The following is an 18,437-nucleotide window of genomic DNA, read 5'->3' as shown; positions in this document are numbered from 1 at the left end:
CTCCGTGGCGGTGGCGGTCACACGTTGCTGGCGTGTCCCGTCTGACCATCCAGGAGACGAGATACGATTTCTTTTGCCGATTGCTGCCATTCCGGCGCTGTCCAACCATAGGTCGCGGTGAACTTAGCCGTAGACAACCGTGAATTGGCGGGGCGGCGCGCCTTGGTTGGGTAGTCCATCGTAGCAATGTCCCGTACCCGCGCCCAGGGACCACCCAACACGCGGCTTGTGTCCAGGATGTGGCGGGCAAAACCGCTCCAGTTGGTCTCGCCCGTGCCGGCCAGATGATAGATGCCGAACGCGGCGGAACCCTTGTTTTCGTGCAACATCGTCGCCGCATGCAGGATTGCGTCGGCGATATCAAGCGCGGAGGTGGGATTTCCCCACTGATCGGCCACCACCGCGATCTCGTCGCGGTCGTTGGCAAGCTTCAGCATGGTCTTGACGAAATTCCGGCCGAACGGGCTGTATGCCCATGCAGTACGAAGAATGAGATGGCGCGGGTTGGCCGCGGCCACCGCTTGTTCGCCGGCGAGCTTGGAAACGCCATATGCGTTGCGCGGTGCGGTCGCGTCGGTCTCGACATAGGCGGCGTCCTTGGTGCCGTCGAAGACATAGTCGGTCGATAGATGGATGACGGGAACGCCAAGCAGCGCCGCGGCTTGCGCCACCTTGCCGGCGCCGACGGCGTTCACCGCGAACGCCAGATCGGGCTCGTCCTCGGCCTGATCCACCGCCGTGTAGGCGGCAGCCGACACGACGATATCCGGCTTCGCAGCCGCGATGGCTTCGATCACGGTGTCGGGTCTTGCGAGGTCGAGTTGCGGACGGCCAATGGCTATGACCTCAACGCCGTCGGCCGCCTGGCCGGCCTCCGCAAGGCTTGCCGCGACCTGTCCGTCGCGTCCGGTGACAACCAGCCTCACGCCGCCCCCTTGCGTGCTTCGCCCAGCCGTTCACCGGCATAGCGCTGCTCGCGGATCGGTCCCCACCACCATTTGTTGTCGAGAAACCAGTCGACGGTCTTGGCGAGGCCGCTGTCGAAATTCTCATTGGGCGCCCAGCCCAGGTCCCGGCCTATCTTCGAGGCGTCGATGGCATAGCGGCGATCGTGACCGGGGCGGTCGGTGACGAAGGAAATCAGGTCGCGATAGCTCTTGCCCCCTGCCCGCGGCCGCCTGCTGTCCAGGAGATCGCAGATCGTCTCGACGACGCCAAGGTTCGTCCGCTCGGAATTGCCGCCGACATTGTAGCTTTCGCCCGGCAGTCCCCTGGTCGCGACAAGTTCCAGCGCGCGTGCGTGATCCTCGACGAACAGCCAGTCGCGCACATTGGCGCCGGCGCCATAGACCGGCAGCGGCTTTTCATCGAGCGCATTGAGGATGACCAGCGGGATCAGCTTTTCGGGAAAGTGATAGGGTCCGTAATTGTTCGAGCAATTGGAAAGCACGACCGGCAGGCCATAGGTTTCGTGCCAGGCCCGCACCAGATGGTCCGAGGCCGCTTTCGAGGCGGAATAGGGCGAGGACGGCGCGTAGGGCGTTTCCTCGACGAACATGCCGCCGTCGAAGGGAAGATCGCCGAACACCTCATCGGTCGAGACATGATGGAAGCGGAAATGGCTCTTCCTGTCTTCGGGCAGGCCACGCCAATACTCCAGCGCGGCATTGAGCATCTTGTAGGTGCCGACGATGTTGGTCTCGATAAAGGTGCCCGGCCCATCGATCGAGCGGTCGACATGGCTCTCGGCGGCAAGGTTCATGACGATGTCGATATCGTCGCGCCGAAGGATGTCGAGCACCGCCTTTTCGTCGCAGATGTCGGCCTGCGCGAAGCGATAATTGTGTGCGTTCTCGATCGGCCGCAGCGAGGCCAGGTTTCCCGCATAGGTAAGCTTGTCGAGATTGGTCACCCGATAGGCCGGGTTGGCGCATAGATGCCGGCACACCGCCGAACCGATAAACCCCGCACCGCCCGTCACCAGAAAATTCATGCCGCTGTCCTCACGCAACCCATCAGGCGAACACCTCGGCGGCGGCCAGCAGCGGCGCCTTGAGGTCCTTGTCCGAGAGCTGGAACCCGCCGGCCAATGACGGCCATTCGATGCCGATGGCGGGATCGTCGAAACGGACCGACCGATCATGCGCCTGCGAATAGGTGTCGGTCACCTTGTACAGGACCTCGGTGTCGGGCACGAGCGTCACGAAGCCGTGCGCGAAGCCTTTCGGCACCAGAATCTGGTTGCCCTTTTCGGCCGATACTTCGAGAGCGACCCACTTTCCGAAGGTTTTCGAACCGCGGCGAATGTCGACCGCGACATCGAGAATGCTGCCCCGGATGACGCGCAGCAGCTTGTCCTGGGCGCGCGGCGCAAGCTGATAGTGAAGCCCTCGCAAGACGCCCGCCGCGGCGGAATAGGAATGATTGTCCTGCACGAAAGCCAGGTCTATGCCGGCCTGCGAAAACCGCTCGGCATTGTAGGTTTCCACGAAGAAGCCGCGCGCGTCGCCATGTCGCTTCGGCACGATTTCCAGCACGCCATCGATGCCAAGGGGCCTGACCTCCAACACCTAGCCCTCCGACAGGTCGACGACACGCCGGCGCAGATAGGCGGCATATTCATTCTTGCCCAGGCGGTCGGCGCGACGCAGAACCTGGTCCACTGTCAGCCAACCCTGTTCAAAGGCGATCTCTTCGGGACAAGCGACCTTGATGCCCTGGCGGTGCTCGATGGTGCGCACGAATGACGAGGCCTCATGCAGGCTGTCATGCGTGCCGGTGTCGAGCCAGGCATAGCCGCGCCCCAACCGATGCACATGCAACTGGCCGCGCTCGAGGTAGACGTTGTTGACCGCCGTGATCTCGAGCTCGCCACGCGCCGAGGGACGGATGGCAGGGGCGATGTCGACGACGTCGTTGTCATAGAAGTAAAGACCGGTGACCGCCCAGTTGGATTTCGGCACCTGCGGCTTTTCCTCGATCGTCAGCGCCGTTCCCGTGGCCTTGTCGAAGGAAACCACGCCATAACGCTGGGGATCCTCGACATGATAGGCGAACACCGAAGCGCCCTTTTCGCGCGAGGCAGCGTCGCGGCAAAGCTGCGACAGCCCGTCGCCGAAATAGATGTTGTCGCCGAGGATCATCGACACGTTGTCCTTGCCGATGAAATTGCGGCCGATGATGAAGGCCTCCGCCAGCCCGTTGGGCTGCGGTTGCTCGGCATAGGACAGGTCGAGGCCGAACTCCGATCCATCGCCAAGCAGATCGCGAAAAACCGGCAGGTCACGCGGCGTCGAAATGATCAGAATTTCACGGATACCCGCGAGCATCAGAACGCTCAGCGGATAATAGATCATCGGCTTGTCGTATATCGGCAGAATTTGCTTAGAGACTGCTAATGTTAGCGGATAAAGACGCGTTCCACTGCCTCCAGCAAGGATAATTCCTTTCAAGAAGCTCTCCTTGACATGCCTGAACCCCCCGGCCCCAGCCGACCGTGCTTAGGTTCCATGCAATGGCTTGTCAATCTCGGCGTTCGGCAAACGTCTGGGTCACGATCCAGCGCCAATCCATCGCCAATTCCAGGCGACGCATTGCTATCGTCTTGCCAGAGCCGGCCTGACGGGAACAAGCAGATTGTCATCATGGGCCTCGGTCGACTCGCCTCTCTGGCTTAACCGCCCAGCGAATCCCTTGTGAAAGATGATGCCATTCATAAAGGCGAAAGTCATCGCAAGCGCCGCCGTTCGCATGGGATAATCGACCAGGGAATGAACGAGCAGAAACGATACTGAGAGAAACGCCATTTTCTGCAGCGGATCTCGCCGTGCCGCCAGGGAAAACGCAAAAAGCAATATCGAGTAGGCCGCGACCAGAAAGACAACAGGCGCGCCACCTTCAAGCGCCAATTCCAGATAATCATTGTGGGCGTGATTGACGTAGGGCTTGAAGATCATCTCCCCCTTTTCGTAAATCTGGTAGACTTTCGGAAAACTCCCAAAGCCGACGCCCGTCGCCCAGTTCTCTTCAATTCCCGCGATCGTGGTGCGGGCAAATTCGGCCCGTCCAAAGGCCGGGTCAACCACTTCCGCATCGATCTTCGTCCACGCCCCGATCGTGTAGAGCGAAAGTCCGATGAAGACAGCGGGTATTCCATACCCGCCCAGCCTCGAGCGCGCGGACAGAAAGACGACCGATATTATGGTGATCGCCAGCCCTATCAGAATACCGGCGCGCGAACCGGCGGCCAGAAGCAGCAGCAGCAGCGTTATCAAACCGAGCGACCCGGACAGAAGGTGCCCGCGAAACAGGCCGTAGTAGACGACGAAGGGGATGGAGACGAAGAGCAAAGCTGAAAAATGGTTCTGGTTGGCAAACAGTCCCGCATTGATCGTGAACGGCAGCAAACCCTGTATGGCAACCGTATCGGAGAGCGAATACTGGATCGCCGCAGCCAATCCGTTACAGATGACACCCATCAAAAAGAAGGGCAGGAGGCCGTAGACCTGATCTGGGCGCAAGCGGGTGACGCTCAGAAAGAATGCAGCCATCGCCACGAAGTACAACAGACACTCGATCGTGCGTCCCACGCCGACACTGACGAAACGCAGCCCGGTTTCACCGCTCAGCCATGGATTTGCAAGTAAAACCTCAGGCCGCAATCCGCTCAACAGGGCGGCGGGCAACGGCACGATTTGGAAACAGAACACGGCAAGGCCCAGAGCAAGCAACCACAGGGCCGAGCGAGGGATGCCGTGCTCAGACGGCCTTGAAAAGATGGCCGCGGCCGCGACAATCGCCGCCACCTCGATCAGCGCTTCGGTGTAGAGACCGCTCGCGGTGCCGCCGCCAATCAGCACTGACAGGAAAAGAACCGACCCAAGCAGATATTTTTCCCATTCCGTGGACCGGGCTGACCGCGCTCTCAAGATGAAACTCTTTCGATGCTCAATTTGTGCATGACCAACGTGCCAACGTATCGAAATCGCCAGCTCTCAGCGATGGCAGCTGTTTCCAGCCGCAACACTTGCATGGGACACGCGCCTAGTCCGATCGCGAAATCCAGACTCAACTGCCGCCGATTGAATGTGCCCTCCGGAATGTTGAACCGAGCTATTTCTCCCGCCGGATCCGCGCATCTGATGGACCAGAACAACTGCTTGGGCAGCTTCAGGTTTCTCGCGGAGGCGATCAGGGAAATCCTGTAGGAGCCGGGAGGCAGTTCGACATATTGCTGGAGCGCGGCGTTCTTCACCGGCGTATTCAGAAACCGGACAGTCGCTCCGCTATCGCTTTCGCCGACGTCGCGCGCCCCGGCAAAGGTAATTTCCAGACCGGAGCGGTCGCGAACCTGCCAGTCGAATGGCTTGTCGCTGAGGATCTGTTCAAAGCCGCCGTTGAAGATGTATCCGGCCAGTGTCCGCTCCTGATCGGTCATACTGAACAGGAACAGCCGATAGGCCGCCTCGTATTCCTTCTGCCGGATGTACCCGTTGATTACGGCAGACAATTCCTTCGACGTCGGTTGTGAGCTCGATCCGGTAAGGTCCAGCAACAGTTGATTTGCGACGCGCAGGCCCCGCGGATCCTTACCAAGGGCGGAGAAAAGATTGGACCTCCACGGTGCCTCGATCCTTAAGGCTGCCAGGACAGCCTGATATCCGTCCGGGTTTGCAAGAATAGCCGGCAAGCCCGCCGCAATGACTGGAAATGTGTCCGGCCACCGGCGCAGCAACGTGTCGATCTCGGCGACGGCCTTTGACAGGTCGCCCATCTCGATCGAGCGATCGATCGATCTCTGAAGCGAATGGATTTCAGTCTTGGACAGCTTTCGAGCCTGGTCGAAGAGTTCAAAAGCCTCGTCTTTCTCGCCTTGTCGATACTCAATCTCGCCTATCAGGCTGTAGAGCCGGGCGTCCGCGACGTTGAAACGAAGCGCGCCCCTCGCCTTTGCTGCCAAGACGTCGAGATCAACACCGTCGCCTGTTCCGCTCAGCCGACCGGCAATTTCGCCTATCAAGGCATCTATGTTCAACGGATCGAGCGCAAGCGAGACGGCCGGCGTTTCCGACTCAAGAAGCCGACTTAGCCCTATCGACGAAACCGCCAACACCAGAACGGAGGCGACGAACCAAACGCCTGAACGCCGGAGATTTCGCGTGAGCGGGCTCGCCTGCTCCGTCATCGACTTTGCCCTCAATTTTCGGGGTACTCGCGCCATAGTCGTAGTACTGATAGTTCATGTATTTATAGGCGTAATTGTAATCGAACTTGTTGACCGTGAATTTCGACATCGCCGCTCCGATCACGTTCGCACCGGCTGAGCGCAGACGCTTGAGTGCCGTTTTGGCTGACTTGCGTGTGACCTGATTGGTCGAAACGACCATCAATGTGCCTTCGGCAAGCCGGCTGAGGATTGGTGCATCGGAAAGACCGACGACCGGCGGGGCGTCGATGATGACCAGATCGAAGCGTTTGCCGAGATTGGTCAAGATCAACGCCATCTTCGGCGACGAGAGCAGGTCGGCCGGATTCGGCGGAATCGTTCCGGACGTCAGCACGGTGACATTAGGGTATTTCGTCGGTCTGAAAATGCCCGGCAGATCGTCCTTGCGAACGGTATTAGTCAGCAGGTTGCTCAACCCGATCGCATTGTCGAGGCCGAACAGCCGGTGCAGGTTGGGTTTGCGGAGATCGCCGTCGACAAGCAGAACCCTTGCGCCGAGTGCCGCGAAATCCTGGCCAAGCTTGAACGACGTGGTCGACTTGCCTTCCGACGGTTCCGAACTGGTCACCAGCAGCGATCGCGGCGCGCCCTCCGCACCGGAGAACTGCAGCGATGTTCGCAGCGAACGATAGGCCTCGGAGAGCCCGGATTTTTGATCGGCGATGCTGGCTATGAGTTCGCGGTCACCGACAAGCGGCAGGATGCCGAGCATCGCCAGCCCCAGCTCTTTCTCGATCTGCTCTGGGTTGGTGAAAGTGTTGTTCAGCAACTCGATGATGTAGATGATCGATGCAGCCAGGGCCATGAAAAGCGCGAGAGCGACTGCAAGGTTGATGCTCAGACGTGGAGAATAGGGGGCTGTGGGCAGCGAAGCGAAATCGACTATCGCAGCGCTTTGCGTCTTGAGCTCCGAGCTGACGCCGACTTCATTCAGCTTGGCGATAAGGCTGTCATACTGCGACCGGTTGGAGTCGACCTCGCGCTTCAGAATCGTGTATTTGATATTCTTGTCGTTGAAGATGACCTGCTGCCTCTCCATCTCCGCGAGCTTGGACTTGAGGTCGGCTTCCTTGTTCTGTGCTTCCTGATATTTCAGCCGCAACGAATCGGTTATCGCCAGCACGCCGTTGTTGTAGATTCGCTGGAGTTCCTTGATCTGCGACTGCAATTGCTGCATTTCCGGAAAACCGGGCTTCAGGATGCCCAATTTCTGCTGATACTGGCTGGTCAGATCCGCCAGCTTTTCGCTAAGCTTCTGCAGACCTTCGCTTTCCAGAACCGGACCGAGGCTCGACCCGCGGCCTTTTTCTATCTGATCGACCACCCGCCCCGCATCAAGACGCTCCTGGATTGCAGTGGCCAGGGCGGTGTTCAGGGCTTCGATGTTGGAGCCGATCAGCGATTTGTCATCGCCGGTAACCGTGATGCCGGCATCTTTTGCATAGGTGACCAGTTCCTCTTCGGAGGTCTGCAGCTTTTGCTTCACCTGCAAAACCTGTTCCTGGATGAACTGCCGTGCCAGATCAGAGGTCTCGCTGGTCTGATCGAGACGTTGATCGATAAAGCTCTGCGCGACCTGATTGGCGACGTCGCTTGCGTATTTCGGCTTTTGATCGACGAAGGTGATCGATAGCAGGCTCGTATTGGTGACCAGATTGACCGTCAGATCTTCCTGGATGCGCTTGATCGCAATTGCCTCGCGCTCTTCAGGCGTTTTCTCCTCAATGGAGGGTGACTTGGACATCCCGAACGCACGGTAGACAATATTGCTCGGGGAAAAGCTCGGCGTCGGAAACAGAAAATCCGGTTTTTCGCTAAGCCCAAGCTGGAACACCACGCGCTGAGCCAATGCCCGGCTCTTCAGTTTCTCCCGAGCGGTCAGGAAGGCCCGGACGTCGCTGTTTTCGGAAACGACCTCAATGTCCTGAAACACTTTCGCCGAAGGCACCAGAACTTCGAGCTGCGTCGTCGCCAGATATTTTGGTGTCTGCATCATCGTCACGATGACGCCGGCAACGAGCCCGGCCGCCGCCATCATGACGATCAGCCAGCGATACTGGACGATGTATAAAAGCAGCTTGAGCGGGTTGAACCCCTCATCCTGGCCCGCATAGTCGCGACCATAGGGACCGTAGTTTTGCGGCACGTCGTAATAGGAGTCCGCGGACAGGGCCTGGCCATGTCCGGGTCCGGCAAGTTGGGGCTGCCTGTTGCGATCGAGCATGCGCGAGGTGATCCTGGGTTGTCCGTGTCTACGGAATGACCGCAATGCGGGCAGCGCTGGAGGCGAGGCCCAGCGCATCCTTCAAATTGTTCATCGCGATTTTCGACTTCGAAGCAAAAACGACGACCACGTCGCCGCCATAGATGCGCGGGTTGCGGTTCTTGCCGGCGCGGATTTCCTCGACATTGTAATTTGCGACCAGCTTGTTTTGGCCGACATTGCGATAGACGAAGACCTTGCCGGCATCACCGACCGGATTGAACCCTCCGGCAAGGGCGATCGCGTCGAGCAAGGAAGCGCTGCTGGACACCGGATAAATGCCGGCCTTGTTGACTTCACCATCGACCGTGATGCGCTGGCCAATCGACTCCTTGACGAAAATCGTCACGTCAGGCGACTGCAAGTACTTTTCACCGTAGGCAGTCTCGATTTCCTTCTCGAGCTGACGAACGGTCTTACCGGCTGCAGTCATGGTTCCAATCAGCGGAAGCGAAATCTGCCCGCCTGCGTCGACCTGAACCGTTCTGTTCAAATTATCGACCTGAAACACACTGACCTCGAGCACATCGTTGGCAGACAGAGGCTGCTCGCTGCCGTTCTGGGTATTCTGCGGCGGCGGGAGATCCTTGACCACCTGCAGCGTACCACCGCCAGAGAGCGCCGATGAAGACGCCGTCGGCTGCAGCGCATCGACAGAACTGGTGGAGGACGTCGATGTCGACGAAGTGCTTGCGCAAGCAGATATTGCTAGCGATGCGAGCAAAGCGGGCACGGTGCCCGCATGACTTCTTGCAAGATCGAAAATGCCCATCAAAGAGCCCCGCTCTTGAACAACCGGCCCAATCCGCCAAACCGCCCCGCACTGCTGCCGCCCGATTTTCTCGGGCTTTGCTTTCCGATGGGCACGAGCGGCCGATTTTGCAATATCGCGTCCGGGCGTTTCACTGCCATGTTGTAAGCCTCATCTTCCCCACACCGGTTCGCGATGGCGACAACCGCCTGCGAAAGCCCTGGCCGCCGCCGGCTGGCGCCGTGGGTGTCGGAGGCGACAATATCCACCCTGCCCTCATCCAGCAGCTTCTCCGAGTAGTAGAGCGCCGTACGTCCAAAGGCCCCCGTCACAGAATCAGCCGTGAGCTGAATAAGGCAGCCTAGCGTATTCAACCTCTCGATGACGTCGTAATTCGCCTTGATCCAGGTCAACCGCTCTGGATGAGTGAGGATCGGCACGAAGCCGGCCCCTATGAGACGGGCGGCGAAGTCTTCGAGCCGCGGAGGCAAAATGTGATGTGGCGGTTCGAACAGGAAATAGCGGGATCCGTTCAGAGTCGGCACCGTACCAAGCCTCAATCGATCGGGGAGATCAGGTGCGAGATGAACATCAGCGCCAACATATAGGGTAAGCGGTATGGCAGCGCGATGAAGCTCCAGTTCTAACGCCTGAACAGCCCCGGCAATCTTTGGCGTGGCATTCTCATAAACCCCAGGCATTACATGCGGCGTACATGCCATATGCGTTGTACCGTCGGCCACTGCCAGCCGTGCCATCTCCAGCGACATGGCCAAGTCAGGAGAACCGTCATCGAGACCGGGCAGGATATGTGAATGCAGGTCGATCATTGGCGTTTCTGGTTGAGAGGAGGCAAAGCTTCGCCTGGACAAAATAGAAACGCGTCACCCGCATGAAGGCGAATGACGCATTTGACAAATTTACGCAAAACAGCGGGGGTCGTATCCCGCCTATCGGCTGACCGCGTCGTCGTCATCCTGCAGGCCGATAATAAGGGCGGCGGCACCACCGACGGCGGCGCCGCCCAAGAGAACCGGCAGCATGCCAGGTTCTGAGCTGGCGGGTACGATCGTCGCAGACGGTGTCTCAAGCGAAACGCACATGCCGCCTTCGATAGGGTCGACCTTGACGGTGGCATTGGCTGGAATATCGAGCGCGCAATTGGCTCCGATAGCCAGCGAAGCAGACGCCTGCGCCCCGGTCATGATGCGCGCGCCCGCATACACCGGCGCCTCGGCATCCACCCCTGCATAGCCGCCGGCCTGGGACATCTGGACATCACCCCGGACCTGCGTAAGACGACCTATCGCGTCTGCGGACGCCGGCACGGGCGCAAGACAGGAACAGGTTTGCTGAGCTACAGCCTCGGGCGCGGCGAACAGGGCGCCCCCTGCGACGAATGCAACAAAAGCAAAAGCAACCCCGAACCGATGGCAACTCATCATTTTACCCCACCAAAACTTGTAACTCGCCCTGTTGGTACAAATTACAGCCCGCCCCGCCCCAAGCAATAGAACAATATGGTTAACAAACCCAATAAACCAGCCGGGCCGCCGACCTTTCCAGACCCTTCTCTACAGCGGCCGACGCCGCCATATCTTCGTCAGCGGCTGACGCCGTTGTCGTCGTCCTGCGTCGCCGCGAGCACGCCAGACGTCAGAAGCGCCCCGGCGAAAATCGCCTCCGGCGGACCGAACCCGGCGCCGCCGCCGGAGGGCTGAATAGCAGCCGTCTTCTCAGAGCCGACAAGCTTGAGGCAAATGTTGCTGCCAAGGCGGGAAACGTCGAGGCTCGAATTGGCCGAAACCTCCAGATTGCAGCCGCCGACCAGAACGGAGGCCGCGCCGTTGGCGCCAACCACCACACGGCTGCCGAAATCGAGCGCGCTTCCAACCTTGGCAGCGCCATAGCCCGCCGTCTGCGACACCATCACATCACCGGTGGCGGAACGGATGGATCCGATCGGGTTTGCCGAACCTTGATAGGGTGTCGCGCAGCTGCACGAAGCATCCTGGGCAAACGATGAAGCTGAACCAAACCCGATTGACACGACAAATACGGCAAGCGCAGTTTTAACCACAAGGCTCATCAGTCTTCGATCCCTTCTTGCTGCACCACTTCAGACGCACCCAGTCAAAGGCATTGCATCAGCGCGTACCAGTTTTTCGACACAATTCCAACCTGTTTCGCGCGCGCGAGGCGATTTAAGCTGACGCGTGTCTGTCCAAGCACAGTACTTTAGCCAGATCGCATTAATAGTCTTCGACTACCTGTCACAGATTTCTTACTATCGGAAAAAAATTTGAGGTCTCCTTTCCGCGGTGACTGGCTCGATAAGCTTTGACCAAGCTGAGCGCGCCAAACCTTTCGCCAACCAACCTAATATATTGAATTATCGATACATTTTTCGGTAGATATTCCTTGATGGCAGCCGCGCGATTTCGACCATTGGTCGTGCTGACAGCATGTAATTCGAGATCGGCTCGATACCAATCGCGGCCAACGGGGTAGACGGCCGGCTCGGCTACCCATTTCTCATCTCTCGGCCATAGAGATCTGGCTCCATGCCCCCACCTCGATCAAGAACCGGCATACCCAATAAAGGGCCCATAAATACCCAAATGCGGGCGCCGGCTAGCTTGAGAACAAGACCCACTCACTTCGCCGCAAGAGCCTCCGGTCTGTACTGGCGACCTGTTCAGCAAGGTTTGTACGTTGCGCCGGCCTGAACCGGCTGGCCGCAGAGAATTCCGCCCTGCGTAAGTATGGTGGCCAAATCTTCCCCCTCAGCCGTCAGGCACTGCACAACAAGGGTATCGCCAACCCTGGAAGCGATCTTGCCGTCGCAAGGTGTTCCGCCACCGACAGGTTTGCAGGCCAGGACGAGCCCCTGGTAGTCTCGGCGCGCCGCTTCCGTCACCAGGAGGCGCATGGCCTGAGGCCTGGAAAACGACGCCCCGCACAGCAGGATCCTGCGACCGCCGACACGCAGATCATCGACCGATGGAATGGCGAGCTTGCCGTCAAACCGCTTGAGCTCGGCTACCGGCTTCGCGGGGGACGGGCCGCCCCTCTGCATCACGATGATGCCCAGAAAGCCAACACCAAACAAAACAGCCACGACGGCAAGCAACGCTATGCTCCTGACTGACAAAACCATCCTCCATCCGACCCGGTGGGCCCGGTCCGCTCATTTCGTCGCAAGGGCGCTCAGTCTTTCTATCTGCTGCATGTACTTCTCGATGACGATCGTTTCCGAAAACTGCCGCTCGACCTTGTTTCTGCTCTGGGCCCCCATCCTGTCCCTGGACGAGTCGTCCAGCCGCGCAAACTCGACCATCTTGCTCGCAAGGTCATCAGGGTCCCTCACCTTGCATAGGAAGCCATTGACCGCGTGGTCCACCACTTCCCTGCATCCTGGCACGTCGGTTGCGATCAGCGGCTTGCCCATCGCAGCCGCCTCGAGCAGCGAGCGCGGCGTTCCCTCCCTGTAGGAGGGCAACACGATACAATCGGCGGCACGCATGAAAGGCCGCACATCGTCAGTGGAGCCGAGATATTCGACCAATCCCTCGCCAACCCATTTTTCCACGTGTTCGCGGCTGACCGCAGTCCGGTTTTCGACATCAAGAAAGCCGAGTAGCTGGAAACGCACTCCGGGCACCTCACGGCAAACCCGACGGGCCGCCGTGATGAACTCGCCGACACCCTTGTCCCAGAGAAGCCGGGCCACGAGAAGAAAGATGATGGCGTCAGACCCGGTGCGCGCTTCGGGCGAAGGGGCAAAACGCACGAGGTCGATGCCGGAGCCAGGCAAAAGCGCGGTTCGATCCTTGCGAACCAGGCGTTCGTCGACGAACAGCATCCGGTCATCGTCATTCTGGAAGAAAATCATTTTGGAACGGGCCAATGCCACCCGGTACAAGGCCTTGGCAATCCTGAGCAGAAGACCACCGCGGACGAACGCCGTCCCCAATCCCGAAATGTTGTTGATGACGGGAATGCCGTTCAGATTGGCCGCGATGGAGCCGAACACATTGGGCTTGATCGTGAAGCCGACAAACGCCAGCGGTCTCTCGCGCCGCAAGAGACGCCAGTAGCGCCACAGAAGGACCAAATCCCGCAACGGTGACGTGCCGGAATTGTCCATGTCGAGTTCGACATAGCGGCAGCCCATGGCCGCAATCAGCGGAGAATACTCGTCTCTCGGCGCGACGACGACAACGTCATAGCCACGGCTCCGCAGCGCCTCGATCAGTCCCTTGCGGAAATTGACGACATTCCAGGATGTGTTTATCGAGACGACTATCTTGTTGCGAGCAATGGCCGTCATCTCTGCCCACCCGGATATGAGGACGGCGCTCTCAACAGCATATCCGCAAACCGATCCGGCGATCTTTCCGGCAAGGTCTTTCCGTACAAGGCCGACCGATCACCGCCTTGAATGACCTTCAGCAGTGCTTCCGCAATTTCCGACGCGCCAAAGCCGGCTGAAATCTCCAGGCCCGACAGCATGTCCAGATCTCCCGCACAGGGGGTGGTGACGATGCCGGGAATCCGGCAAGCCATCATTTCCAGAAGGACGTTGGGAAATCCCTCCGTCGCCGACGTGAGCATGCCGGCACGCGCTGCGCGAAACAGCGGAAACGGGTTGTCTCTCTGGCCGAGCAGATTTACTCGCGAGGTCAGATCAAGCTTGCCGGCGCGGGCTCTCAACTCCGCTTCCATGGGGCCAGAGCCAACCATGGTCAGCTCATAATCCTCGCCGGTCCTTCGTCTGACTTCGGCCAGCACATCAACCGCGATCATCGGACGCTTCACATCAATCAGCCGGCCGCACCAGACTATCTGCGGACGGCGGGAAAGTATCTCGGCGTCGTGCCCGGACAATGCTTCCATGGACATTTTGACGATGAGATCTTCGTCGACCGGGTTGGGCAAAGTACACAGCTTGGCGATTGCTCGCCGGGGCAATACGTCACGCAGGCGTTCATTCATATAGCTCGTTTGCGCGACTATCATGTCCTGGCTGCCGTAGGCAGCATAGAGCGCCTTGTAAGCGAGCGCGCGAGGACCCTTGAAGCGATCCAGAAGTACCGTGGACTCGCGGGCGACCAGCCTATGGCTGCGGAGAAGTCCAACGCTTCGGGCGGCAGCCAGAAACGAGTTTACCCGTGCGTGGCTCGAGAACACCAAATCGTACCGACGCCGGATCAGCCGCGGGGCGAGCAAAAACTCGCTCATGGCCTTGCCGCCGCCAAAGCCGTAGCTGCACCGAATTCCGTCCTGGTGTGATCCAGCGGCCTCGCCCGCCGCCTGGCTACCCAAGAAGCCGATTTCGACGTCCCAGTCGGGTCGCCTCGCGAGTGCGCGCGCAACAAGTTTCAGGATGGTTTCGGCACCGCCTCTTCTGTCGAGCGGAATGGCGATCAGCGCGAGCTTCCTTTTCATGGGCCGCGGGAACTCACTGTTTTCGCCGAAAGACATAGGCGTAGGTTTCAGCGGCATCCTTGCGGAGGAACAGGGCGGAAACGCCTAACCAGATGCGCCAGGCAAGAAAGGCCGGCACGAAAAAATAGAAGTAGGAGCTTTTCCAGAACAGACGGCGCTCGATAAGTTCCAGGTCGTTCCGTTTTGCGATTGTTTCGACGTCACTGGGCAAGCACTTGTCGTAGAAGGCCGGAAACCCGTCATGACCCATGCCCTTTTCAGGATAGATCGCAAAAAGCAGCCGTCGCTTCATCCCCTCCGGCAGGACCCGATTCAATCTGGCAAAAACGGCGTTGCGCGAGGGCGAGAAAATGGCAACCATGCCTCCCGGTTTCACGCAACTGGCAATGCCGCGCAGGGCGCCCTCGCCATCACGGACGTGCTCGAGCGTTGCCTGGCAAATGACGACGTCGGCATCGCCCCTCCCCCTAAACGAGGTAAGGTCCGCTTCAATCTCCTCGTCGTATATTCCGCGTGGCGCTTTCGACAACTCTTCCGCGTCGAGGTCGAGCCCAACGACAAAAAGCCCCAGGCGCCGCTTCTCCGAAAGACTGACGAACGGCCTGGCACCCCCGCCAAGATCGTAAACCCGTGCGTTTGAGGTAAGTAAGGGAGGTGCTATCTCCGTCGCAAAGGTCCGGTTGCCGTCGATGCGAAGGCGCCGCGGCAGAGCACTGTCCAGGAACTCGGAGATGGCCACATTCGTGCGAACAAACTTTCGCAATATCGACACTGCTTCACCACCGGTTTCGTTTGGCGATCTGCGCCCACTCGGATTTGACATCCGCGCTATATCCTGTGGAAGACGTAGAGCCGCGTATGATGCGAAAATGGGCCGAGCAACCGGTCCACAGCAGCACGCAAGCCTCTCAGGATTCCATTCTTGCTGTCGTACCAGGCCTGCATCGGCTTGGAGAAAAATGTCTCGTCCTTCAGCCCCTTGAAGCCTCCCCTCGGCTGTGATTCCAGAAGCTTGAAGCCGTGCTGTTCGAAACTGGAAACAATCGAAGACGGCTCAAGAACGAACTGGTAAAATCCGGCCTGTTCACCTGGAAACCTGGGATAGAGACCCATTCTGATCTTCAGCCGTCGGAGAGGAGAAATGCTCGGCACTGTCACGAAGGCAACTCCTCCTGACCGGATGATGCGCTTCATCTCCAATGCGATCTCATCGTAACCGTCGAAGAAGTGCTCGATCACCCCCAGAGACCACACCCCATCGAAGAATTCGTCCGCGAAGCCCGTTGCTCGAACATCCCCCACGGTCACTTGCAAATGGGGCGCGGCACGATTCACCATCCCCACGGTCTTCTGCGCGAAGTCGATCCCGTAGGCGGAAAAGCCTGCCTGGTCGAGGCCATGGACCGTATTGGCCAAGCCACATCCAGCGTCCAGGATCTTGGCCGATCCGGTCAGGTATCGCTTGGTGGTTTCAACGACAAAGCGATCCGGCCTCAAGACAATCCCTTCGGCCCAGTGAGAATCCCAATAGTCGTCATCAGCCACCGTGCCGACATGGACGATGCGCCTGTTTTTCTCGTCGTAGAATGCTTTCTTCTCATTCATTTCTGGCATCCGGACCGACCATCAAAATGGTGCGCTGTTTCGCACCAGGCCCTTGATCTGCAATCACATTCCTCAGTGCGAAAAAGGAACAGCCAGCGGCAACGACATATCCGAACAAAAATGCCATTTCACTGCCAAGAGGCACCCGCCACCAAAGGCCCAATGCCGCCAGACAACAGCAAGCCAACGCCCCTATCGCGTAGGAATAGGTCAACGTCATCGGTTTGCTCGACCGAAGCGCAAACGGATCGATGATCACTTTTTTCGTCCTGTTGACCAGAACAGCACAAGAAACGATCCCGAACACCACAGGATCAAAAGACTTCCCCAGCCATCCGGATGCATGGCCCGAGAAAAACAGGCCAACTATTCCGACCGCGGCCACGGTCGCAAAAATGAGTGCGATGGCCGCTCCCTCGAACAGTCCGCGCCGAAACTCCCTGACGTTTCCATTTGCGGCACTGAGAAACGCCCTTGGCACAAATACGAAGCTGGCCGCATTCATGAAGAAGCCGACGGACCGTTGTGAAAGATCGACGCAAAACGAGAAGACACCGAGATGGGTCTCGGAGCCAAGCAACAAAACAATGTATCGAATGCCGACAAACACGCCGCTCTCGGCCAGATTGCTCAACACAAATCCCCAGCCTGTGACCAGAGACCCGGCAAGATAGGAAAAGCCAGGCCGTCTCAGATTCATAGGTCCCAGGAAGGCAAATGAAATCAGCGCTCCGACGAAATAGCTGAGCGAAAAGGCTGCAAGAGCCGAGCCTACTTTCGCATCGCCGACAAGCAGGATTATGGCTCCTGCCTGGTATGCGACGGCCTGGCCAATCGCCGACCAACCGTACGCCCACAAACGCAGTTGTGACCTCAAAATCTCTTGAAGTGCGGTGTGCAAGCCGAAAGAAACGATGATGGTCGCGGCAACGGCATTGCCAAATCCCAGCCACGTCAGTGCCAGTCCAGCCAGGACGACAAACAACGCCACAACTGCCAGCACGGTCAAAATGGACGATACGTACTCTCTACCCATTCCCGCGGCATGCATTTTTGCGGAAATCGGCATTATCGAATAGGTCGCGACTCCAAAAACAAGTGTCGAAATAAATGAAACTGTCGCAATCGTCGTGCTGAAAATACCGTACTGTCCAGTCTCCAGATGGCTGCCGATGTACAGCAACGTCGCTATGTTCAGAAGACCAGGAACAATTCGTATTACGATGGCTTCCACCAACTTCCACAAGCTGGCTTCTTTCATGAAGTCACCCGCACGAATGACCTCTTGAGCAAGAACGGGAAACTCAAGACACCAAAGCTCAAACAGGCAAGAACCGCCTTGCCCAGGAACCGAACCGACCGATATCGTCCTAGCCAGAACGCCTTGATGTAGTTCAAGTTCAGCAACAACATCGGGTATGCATTTTGTCGCTGAAGAAGCCGAATCCTTGCCGTCATCCCCTCCGGCAAATATCGTTTTCGTCCAATCTCGACATTGACACAGATAACGTCGTATTCGATCGCCAATCTGGACCAGAGAAGAGATGTTGGAACGCGGCGGAACCGCCCCGCTGGGGGCACGGCAACCCGTTTAAGCAAAGGAGTTTTGATGACCTCCTTCTTGTCGCCGACCACCCGTTCGTCGGCCCGCATCTTTATCAGGTTTGTCCGTTCCGACGGAAACGGCTCTGCTGCGGTCTCTGGGTGGCCAAGAGCCATCGAGAACACAAAACCCGCAATCTTCTGATCGACACCTCTCTGCGAGAGGTGCTCACAGACCTCCGGCAAGCGATCGGTGAAGAGATCGTCGTCATCATCGAAGACCATGCAATAGTCGCCAGTGGCGGAAGCAATCGCCGAAAACATCGCACGGCCTCTGCCGTCATTCGGGCCGGTGGTGACCACCAAACTGGCATCGCGAGACGCGATTTCCGCAAGCGCTTCGTTCGTTCCGTCGGTCGAACCGTCGACATGGACGCATATCTGCAACGGACAGTCCGTACGCAACAGTTGCTGAACCAGCGCCGCAACGCGATCCCGCCGATTGAACGTGGGGATGCAGACGCTCAGTAGCGCCTGGGACTGCAATGGATTGCAGACTGCCTGTTTGCGAGCCGTATCGATTCCATCTGCTCCTGGTT

Annotated in this window: 18 protein-coding genes; all 18 read right to left on the bottom strand. The window is 58.5% G+C overall.

Features of this window, described 5'->3' with window-relative positions; genetic code table 11:
* Nucleotides 1–17 precede the first annotated feature (17 nt).
* A complete protein-coding gene (gene rfbD, locus AC0L3E_RS11755) occupies nucleotides 18–926 on the bottom strand; it encodes a dTDP-4-dehydrorhamnose reductase (RefSeq protein WP_473604821.1) in 909 nt (302 codons plus the stop codon).
* Nucleotides 923–1,993 carry a dTDP-glucose 4,6-dehydratase gene (rfbB, locus tag AC0L3E_RS11750; RefSeq protein WP_127295707.1) on the bottom strand — a complete coding sequence of 357 codons (1,071 nt, stop codon included), beginning with the start codon at nucleotides 1,991–1,993 and terminating at the stop codon, nucleotides 923–925. Before rfbB ends, rfbD begins: the two co-directional genes overlap by 4 nt.
* A gap of 22 nt (nucleotides 1,994–2,015) precedes the next feature.
* Nucleotides 2,016–2,570 carry a dTDP-4-dehydrorhamnose 3,5-epimerase gene (gene rfbC, locus AC0L3E_RS11745; RefSeq protein WP_127272014.1) on the bottom strand — a complete coding sequence of 185 codons (555 nt, stop codon included), beginning with the start codon at nucleotides 2,568–2,570 and terminating at the stop codon, nucleotides 2,016–2,018.
* Nucleotides 2,571–3,452: a glucose-1-phosphate thymidylyltransferase RfbA gene (gene rfbA / locus AC0L3E_RS11740; protein ID WP_127327141.1), complete on the bottom strand. Its 882-nt coding sequence runs from the start codon at nucleotides 3,450–3,452 to the stop codon at nucleotides 2,571–2,573.
* 144 nt (nucleotides 3,453–3,596) lie between these two features.
* Nucleotides 3,597–4,928: an O-antigen ligase family protein gene (locus AC0L3E_RS11735; RefSeq protein ID WP_473604820.1), complete on the bottom strand. Its 1,332-nt coding sequence runs from the start codon at nucleotides 4,926–4,928 to the stop codon at nucleotides 3,597–3,599.
* Entirely contained in the window at nucleotides 4,925–6,112 is a 1,188-nt protein-coding gene (locus AC0L3E_RS11730) for a tetratricopeptide repeat protein (RefSeq protein WP_245469317.1), read from the bottom strand. The genes AC0L3E_RS11735 and AC0L3E_RS11730 overlap by 4 nt, the downstream gene beginning before the upstream one ends.
* Nucleotides 6,072–8,450: a GumC family protein gene (locus tag AC0L3E_RS11725; protein ID WP_473604819.1), complete on the bottom strand. Its 2,379-nt coding sequence runs from the start codon at nucleotides 8,448–8,450 to the stop codon at nucleotides 6,072–6,074. Before AC0L3E_RS11725 ends, AC0L3E_RS11730 begins: the two co-directional genes overlap by 41 nt.
* 28 nt (nucleotides 8,451–8,478) lie before the next feature.
* Entirely contained in the window at nucleotides 8,479–9,261 is a 783-nt protein-coding gene (locus tag AC0L3E_RS11720; protein ID WP_027035883.1) for a polysaccharide biosynthesis/export family protein, read from the bottom strand.
* Entirely contained in the window at nucleotides 9,261–10,070 is an 810-nt protein-coding gene (locus AC0L3E_RS11715) for a tyrosine-protein phosphatase (RefSeq protein WP_127381370.1), read from the bottom strand. The genes AC0L3E_RS11720 and AC0L3E_RS11715 overlap by 1 nt, the downstream gene beginning before the upstream one ends.
* A gap of 120 nt (nucleotides 10,071–10,190) precedes the next feature.
* Entirely contained in the window at nucleotides 10,191–10,511 is a 321-nt protein-coding gene (locus AC0L3E_RS11710; protein ID WP_127268328.1) for a hypothetical protein, read from the bottom strand.
* Nucleotides 10,512–10,843: 332 nt separating this feature from the next.
* Complete coding sequence (locus tag AC0L3E_RS11705; RefSeq protein WP_473604818.1) at nucleotides 10,844–11,170, bottom strand: hypothetical protein; 327 nt, start codon at nucleotides 11,168–11,170, stop codon at nucleotides 10,844–10,846.
* A gap of 768 nt (nucleotides 11,171–11,938) precedes the next feature.
* Nucleotides 11,939–12,373 (bottom strand): hypothetical protein, encoded by a 435-nt coding sequence (locus tag AC0L3E_RS11700; RefSeq protein WP_473604817.1) that lies wholly within the window; start codon nucleotides 12,371–12,373, stop codon nucleotides 11,939–11,941.
* A gap of 57 nt (nucleotides 12,374–12,430) precedes the next feature.
* On the bottom strand, nucleotides 12,431–13,573 hold the full coding sequence (locus tag AC0L3E_RS11695) for a glycosyltransferase family 4 protein (protein WP_473604816.1): 1,143 nt from the start codon (nucleotides 13,571–13,573) through the stop codon (nucleotides 12,431–12,433).
* A complete protein-coding gene (locus AC0L3E_RS11690; protein WP_164898449.1) occupies nucleotides 13,570–14,727 on the bottom strand; it encodes a glycosyltransferase in 1,158 nt (385 codons plus the stop codon). The genes AC0L3E_RS11695 and AC0L3E_RS11690 overlap by 4 nt, the downstream gene beginning before the upstream one ends.
* Nucleotides 14,705–15,514, bottom strand: a complete 810-nt coding sequence (locus AC0L3E_RS11685) for a class I SAM-dependent methyltransferase (RefSeq protein WP_128289076.1) — start codon at nucleotides 15,512–15,514, stop codon at nucleotides 14,705–14,707. The genes AC0L3E_RS11690 and AC0L3E_RS11685 overlap by 23 nt, the downstream gene beginning before the upstream one ends.
* Before the next feature lie 5 nt (nucleotides 15,515–15,519).
* Complete coding sequence (locus AC0L3E_RS11680; RefSeq protein ID WP_164748853.1) at nucleotides 15,520–16,296, bottom strand: class I SAM-dependent methyltransferase; 777 nt, start codon at nucleotides 16,294–16,296, stop codon at nucleotides 15,520–15,522.
* Nucleotides 16,289–17,557 (bottom strand): polysaccharide biosynthesis protein, encoded by a 1,269-nt coding sequence (locus AC0L3E_RS11675; RefSeq protein ID WP_473604815.1) that lies wholly within the window; start codon nucleotides 17,555–17,557, stop codon nucleotides 16,289–16,291. Before AC0L3E_RS11675 ends, AC0L3E_RS11680 begins: the two co-directional genes overlap by 8 nt.
* Nucleotides 17,554–18,384 (bottom strand): glycosyltransferase family 2 protein, encoded by an 831-nt coding sequence (locus tag AC0L3E_RS11670; RefSeq protein WP_164748852.1) that lies wholly within the window; start codon nucleotides 18,382–18,384, stop codon nucleotides 17,554–17,556. The genes AC0L3E_RS11675 and AC0L3E_RS11670 overlap by 4 nt, the downstream gene beginning before the upstream one ends.
* Nucleotides 18,385–18,437 lie beyond the last annotated feature (53 nt).

Source organism: Mesorhizobium sp. WSM4822 (assembly GCF_055811155.1).
This window is presented reverse-complemented; position numbering and strand designations above follow the sequence as displayed.